At 60.3% G+C, this 6,213-nt stretch carries 5 protein-coding genes; all 5 read left to right on the forward strand.

Annotation, left to right across the window (positions count from 1 at the left end; translation table 11 throughout):
* Positions 1 to 213 precede the first annotated feature (213 nt).
* The gene (locus I2G43_RS00545; protein ID WP_022094575.1) at positions 214 to 477 is read left to right on the forward strand and encodes an HPr family phosphocarrier protein; all 264 of its coding nucleotides are present in this window, start codon (positions 214 to 216) and stop codon (positions 475 to 477) included.
* A gap of 132 nt (positions 478 to 609) precedes the next feature.
* Positions 610 to 2,313 (forward strand): phosphoenolpyruvate--protein phosphotransferase, encoded by a 1,704-nt coding sequence (ptsP, locus tag I2G43_RS00550; RefSeq protein WP_117757234.1) that lies wholly within the window; start codon positions 610 to 612, stop codon positions 2,311 to 2,313.
* Positions 2,314 to 2,387: 74 nt separating this feature from the next.
* On the forward strand, positions 2,388 to 3,320 hold the full coding sequence (locus I2G43_RS00555; RefSeq protein ID WP_006233969.1) for a 1-phosphofructokinase family hexose kinase: 933 nt from the start codon (positions 2,388 to 2,390) through the stop codon (positions 3,318 to 3,320).
* A 189-nt stretch (positions 3,321 to 3,509) separates the two neighbouring features.
* Positions 3,510 to 4,442, forward strand: coding sequence for a 1-phosphofructokinase family hexose kinase (locus tag I2G43_RS00560; protein WP_195520443.1), 933 nt, complete (start codon positions 3,510 to 3,512; stop codon positions 4,440 to 4,442).
* Between the two features lie 195 nt (positions 4,443 to 4,637).
* Positions 4,638 to 6,032, forward strand: a complete 1,395-nt coding sequence (locus I2G43_RS00565) for a CCA tRNA nucleotidyltransferase (RefSeq protein ID WP_195534674.1) — start codon at positions 4,638 to 4,640, stop codon at positions 6,030 to 6,032.
* The last annotated feature ends 181 nt before the right edge of the window (positions 6,033 to 6,213 follow it).

Consider the following 6,213-nt stretch of genomic DNA (forward strand, 5'->3'; position numbering starts at 1 on the left):
AAGCACTTAATGTGCTTTCCGTCTTGCGCAGGACTGTAGAGCAGCAAACTTAACCGCCCCGCCCGGCAGGCGAGCGCAGGGATACGACATCTGTCCAATAATTCGTCCGAAACACAATGAAAAACCGTTTGATGTGAGTTAATATAAACAACGTCGTGAATCTGACTCCTGCCGCATGCATGACAGGGGTTAAACACAAAAAAGGAGTCAATTATGGTTTCTGAGAAGGCTACCCTCGTTAATCCTCAGGGTCTGCACATGCGTCCGGCTGGTCTGTTTGCCTCCACCATGGGCAAGTACGCCTGTGACGTGACGGTCGTCACCCCCGAGAAGGAGGTCAACGGTAAGTCCCCGATGGCCCTCATGGCTGCTGGTATCCCCTGTGGTACCGAGGTCGAGGTCAAGTGCGACGGCGCTGACGAGGCCGAGGCTCTGGCTGCTGCCATCGAGCTCATCAAGAGCGGTCTTGGCGAGTAGAACTCAAACGGGTCGCATGTTGAACAATTAAGTTCATATTTGGGGGCGCAGTGACCTGTTAAGGGTAACTGCGCTCTTTTGTCATGGATATGGCAAAACGCTTTATCACATGACACGGAGAGAGGAATGGGAATGTATCAGGGAGTCAACGCATCCGAGGGCATCGGTATCGGCACCGTCATGGTCGCCGTCGATCCCGACTTGACGTTTGAACCGCATGAGGTCGCTGATTCGGCAGCCGAGAAGGAGCGCTATCAGACCGCTCTTTCGGTCTTCTGCGAGAAGACCCAGGCTCAGGCTGACCATATGAAGGAGACGGTGGGCGAGGCCGAGGCCGAGATCATGAGCGGACACATTGTCCTGGCTCAGGACCCGGGCATGACCGATGCCATCAACGCCGCCATTGACGGCGGCACCTGCGCCGAGCAGGCGCTCATGGACACCTCGACCATGTTCGAGAACATGTTCCTGTCCATGGACGACGAGATGTTCCGTCTGCGCGCGGCCGACATCGCCGACATCCGCACCGGTATTCTGGCCGAGCTGCTGGGCAAGGAGGTCGTCGACCTCTCCGTCCTGCCTGAGAACACCGTCGTTGTCGTGCACGACCTCACGCCGTCCATGACCGCCACGATCGATAAGGCCCACGTTGCCGGTATCGTCACCGAGACCGGTGGCCGCACGTCGCACTCCGCGATTATTGCGCGCGCCCTTGAGATTCCGGCTGTCCTTTCGGTTTCCAACAGCTGCACCGCGCTGCGCAACGGTATGACCGTTGTCGTCGACGGCGGCAAGGGTATCGTTGAGGCCGATCCCGACGAGGAGACGCTCGCTGCCTACACCGCCAAGGCCGAGGCCTTCGCTGCCGAGAAGGCAGCCCTCGAGGCCTTCCGTGGCAAGCCGTCCGTGACTGCCGATGGTATCAAGAAGATCATCGCCTGCAACATCGGTAACCCCGATGACGTGCCCAACGCGCTCGATCACGACGCCGAGGCCATCGGTCTGTTCCGCTCCGAGTTCCTGTTCATGGACTCTGCTGAGCTTCCTTCCGAGGAGGAGCAGTTCAACGCCTACCGTAAGGTCGCCAGCGCGCTCAAGGGCGCTCCGGTCATCATCCGCACGCTCGATGTGGGTGGCGACAAGGAGATTCCGTATCTGCACATGGTCAAGGAAGACAACCCCTTCATGGGCTTCCGCGCCGTGCGTTACTGCCTGGCCAATCCCGACCAGTACAAGGTCCAGCTCCGCGCTCTGCTGCGCGCCAGCGCCTTCGGTGACGTCAAGATCATGATCCCGCTCGTCACCTGCGTCGAGGAGGTCTTGGCTGTCAAGGAGCTCGTCGAGCAGTGCAAGGCCGAGCTGACCGAAGAGGGTCGCAAGTTCAACGAGAACATCGAGGTCGGCATCATGGTCGAGACGCCTGCCGCGTCTCTCCTCGCTGACCGCCTGGCCGAGGTCGCCGACTTCTTCTCCATCGGCACCAACGACCTGATCGGCTACACCATGTGCGCCGACCGTGGTAACGACACCATCTCCAACCTGTACCAGGTTTACTATCCCGCCGTGCTCCGTTCGCTCAAGAACATCATCGAGAGCGGCGTGAAGGCCGGCATCATGGTCGGTATGTGCGGCGAGGCCGCTGCCGATCCGCTGCTCGAGCCGCTGCTGATCAGCTGGGGCCTGGAGGAGTTCTCGATGAGCGCTCCGTCGATCCTGCGCGCCCGCAAGACCATCAGCCAGTGGACCAAGGCCGAGTGCGACGAGCTCGCCGAGAAGGCGCTCGCCTGCAACACCGCCGCCGAGGTCAAGGCACTGCTCGAGTCCGCAGCTCGCTAATTTGGTATCAGAGGTAACCGCGTGGTTGGAATGGGCCGGCCACGCGGCCCTCACATATACAGGGGGTACTGTAAATGTTCTACACGCTAACCGCTAACCCGGCTGTCGACATGACGGTTTCGAGCTCTCCGCTCGAGCCCGACGAGAACGTCCGCACCGGCTCGGCCAGCTACACGGCTAACGGCAAGGGCCTCGACGTGTCCTTCGCCTTTAAGAAGATGGGCGTCGACACCGTCGCGCTCGGCTTCTTCGCTGGCTTCACGGGCAAGTTCATCGTCGAGGAGGTCATGAACCTGGGTTGCCTCTGCCGCCCGGTCTGGACCGACGGTATCACGCGCATTAACACCTACGTCAACGATGGCCAGCACGAGTACGGCATCCTGAACCCTGGTGCTCCGATCACGCCGCAGCACCAGGAGGAGCTCTACAACATCCTGGACACCGCGGGCGATCTCGAGTGCCTGATCGTTTCCGGCTCCGTGCCTCCCAAAGCTACGCCCGACTTCCTGGCTCAGGTCATGGAGCACGCTCAGGCTCGTGGCGCCGACGTCGTCCTGGACCTGTCCTCCGACAAGCTCAAGGAGCTCGCTCACAAGAAGCCGCTGCTCATCAAGCCGAACCATCACGAGATGAAGGCCATCTTCGGCGTGCCGGTCGACACCGACGACGAGGTCCGCGTCGCCATGAAGATGGCTCACGACGCTGGCGTTCAGAACGTGCTGCTCACCCGTGGTAGCCGCGGCGACGCTTACTTCTCCAACGGCGAGGACATCTGGTACGCCAAGCGTGAGTTCAACATCAAGCTGGTTTCTTCCGTCTGCGCCGGCGACTGCACCCTCGCTGCTTTCCTGCACAAGTGGTACAGGGATCGCGACAACGTCGAGGAGGCCATGAAGCTCGCTATGGCCACCGGCGCCAACGTTGCCGAGTCCGTCGGCATCGGCGACTTTGGTCACGTCGACGAGTACAGCAAGCGCGTTGCTGTCCGCAAGCTCGATCGTCAGTAATCGAAACGCGACATATTCGTGCGCATGCGGCGCCCCGGTTTCGGCCGGGGCGCCTTTTTTGTTCCGCCATGGGGGAGAGGTGTCCTGCCGTACTTCATCGCTTCCACACCGTTCACCGAGTTGTCCTAGCCTTTTACCGATGCGTGGAATATACTTTCATTAACACGTTGCTTCGTGAAAGGAACATTCATGATTTACACGCTCACTGCAAATCCCGCTATTGACTACAACATCGCCTGCGACGGTCTTGCTGCCAACACCGTCACGCGTACCCGCAACGCCGTCTACACGCCCAACGGCAAGGGCCTAAACGTCTCGTTTACGCTCGATCACTACGGCGTCGACACCACGATCCTGGGCTTTTTCGCCGGTTTCTCGGGCGAGTTTATCGTTAAGGGCGCCGAGGCCCTGGGCGTGCCCGTCAAACCCGTGTGGACCGACGGCATTACGCGCGTCAATGTGTTCCTCAACGCCGGCCCCGACACCGAGTACAACATGGTCAACGCCGGTGCCGCTATCAACGAGGCCAACGAGCAGGAGATGTTTGAGCTCATCGATTCGCTCGATGACATGACCTGCCTGGTCATCAGCGGCTCGCTGCCTCCCAACACTTCCGAGGGCTTCTTGGCCGAGGTCCTGCGCCGCGTCAAGGCCAAGGGGGCCGAGTTCGTCCTCGACATCTCGAGCCATCAGCTGGCAGACCTCATTGCCATGGAGCCGCTGCTGATCAAGCCCAATGACGACGAGCTGCTCGACATCTTTGGCATTAAGGTGAGCGGTGGCGACGATGAGTCCGTCAAGGGCGCTATGGCCGAGCTGCACGCTAAGGGCGCCAAGAACGTGCTGCTGACCCTCGGTGGCGCCGGTGCGTACTTCTCCAACGGCGAGCACATCTGGTTTGCCAATCGCACCTTCGACGTCAAGCTGCTGTCGACGGTGTGCGCCGGCGATTCCTCGCTCGCTGCCTTCCTGTCCGTATGGCACGACGCTCCCAAGCGCGTCGAGGATGCCCTCCGTCTGTCGATGGCCACCGGCGCCAACGTGGTCGAGTGCCCGGGCCTGGGCGACTTTGCCAAGGTGGACGAATACAAGAAGAACATCGAAGTTCGTCAGGTCTGCTAGCCGCATCGAAAAATCGCTGCCGAACACCCGCTTTGGATCTCCGAGGCGGGTGTTTTTTGTGCACTGAACGCATATGGCGTCTGCTGTCTCGTTTTATGGAATTGACGACGCGATTGCGTGTGCGCGCTTTCTTGTTTCTTGCTAGACTTCTTGAGAACCATCGATTTACGCTCACAAGTGCAGGAGGCCATAGGCATGTGCAATGTTTCGCTCAACGGTACTCAACCGTCCGATGCGTCCCTGCGCGTCCTGCGCGCGCTTGAGGCGGCTGGTCTTGAGGCTTGGTACGTGGGTGGTTGGGTGCGCGACGCCCTGATGGGGTGCCCCAGCCACGATGTTGATATGTGCTGTAGCGGCCTGTGGCAGGAGTCCAAAGCGGCGCTCGAGGCCGCCGGCATCGCGGTTGTGGAGTCGGGCATTAAATTTGGCGGAATCACGGCTATTTCCGATGGCGAGCGTATCGAGGTCACCACGTACCGTCTGGATGGCTTTTACACCGATGGTCGCCATCCCCAGAGTGTGGAACGTGCCGCCTCGCTCGAGGACGATCTGGCGCGCCGCGACTTTACCGTCAACGCCATGGCCTGGCATCCCGAGCGCGGGCTTGTCGACCGCTACGACGGCCAGGGTGACTTGGAGCGCAAGCTGATTCGCGCTGTCGGCGATCCCAAGCGTCGCTTTAACGAGGACGCCCTTCGCATGCTGCGTGCGGTACGCTTTGCCTGCCGCCTGGACTTTATGATTGAGCCCGAGACAAAGCGCGCGCTTGCTGAGTGTGCGCCGTTGCTCGATGCTGTGGCGCGCGAGCGTGTGGGTATTGAGCTCGAGGGCATTCTTTCGACCGGTCATGGGGGAGACGCGATGCTTCGCTATCCCGAGCTCATCTGTGCCTCTGTGCCCGAGTTGGCAGCGGGTCGCGGCTTTGATCAGCGAAGTGTCTATCATGCGTTTAACGTCTACGAGCATATCGCCCGTGTGCTGACGGTGGCAGGGGAGCTTGCGCTGTGCGACGGCGTCGCGCCCTCGTCGAGCCTTATGTGGGCGGCGTTTTTGCACGATGTCTCCAAGCCCGAGTGCTTTACGGTCGATCACGCCGGCAGCGGACACTTCTACGGTCATCCCGAGCTCGGCGCCAAGAAAGCGCACGTCATTATGGATCGCCTGGCTCTCTCGCACGACCTGGTGCGCGACGTGTGCCTGCTCATCAAATATCACGACAAGCCGCTGCGCCCCGAGCGCTCCTGCCTGCTCAATATGATGCGCGCGCTTTCGGGTGAGGGCGTCGACACGGCCCGCCTGATTGACGAGCTCATGGACCTTAAGCGTGCCGACACACTTGGCAAGGCCCCGTCGTGCTTCTATTACGTTGAGACGATTGAGGAGATGCGCGCGATGGCGCACGAGCTGCTGAGGGCGGGGGAGCCCTATACGCTCAAGATGCTCGCCTTCAACGGCGGCGACCTGATCCGTGCTGGAGTCAAGCCCGGGCCGGAACTGGGGCAGCTTCTCAACTCCGCCCTCGACGCCGTGATCGAAGACAACATTCCCAACGATCGCGAAGCTCTTTTGGTCCATCTCAACTTGAATTAGCTACCTAGTTTACCTGCGTGTTCCATAACCTGCCGACAATTTTTCGGCAATTTGGAATTTCTTCTTGCGCTGACGTTTTTTGTCCCGTAATATATTTCCTCGCAGCACGGCAGTGCAGATGTCATGTGGCCCGTTCGTCTAGCGGTTTAGGACGCCGCCCTCTCAAGGCGGAGATCACCAG

Source organism: Collinsella aerofaciens (assembly GCF_015557435.1).
Taxonomy (GTDB): Bacteria; Actinomycetota; Coriobacteriia; order Coriobacteriales; family Coriobacteriaceae; genus Collinsella; species Collinsella aerofaciens_Z.

Bases quoted from the DNA above. Each gene is read 5' to 3' on its own strand.
- I2G43_RS00555 (WP_006233969.1), top strand. From the start codon at position 2,388: ATGTTCTACACGCTAACCGCTAACCCGGCTGTCGACATGACGGTTTCG.
- ptsP (WP_117757234.1), top strand. From the start codon at position 610: ATGTATCAGGGAGTCAACGCATCCGAGGGCATCGGTATCGGCACCGTC.
- I2G43_RS00565 (WP_195534674.1), top strand. From the start codon at position 4,638: ATGTGCAATGTTTCGCTCAACGGTACTCAACCGTCCGATGCGTCCCTG.
- I2G43_RS00545 (WP_022094575.1), top strand. From the start codon at position 214: ATGGTTTCTGAGAAGGCTACCCTCGTTAATCCTCAGGGTCTGCACATG.
- I2G43_RS00560 (WP_195520443.1), top strand. From the start codon at position 3,510: ATGATTTACACGCTCACTGCAAATCCCGCTATTGACTACAACATCGCC.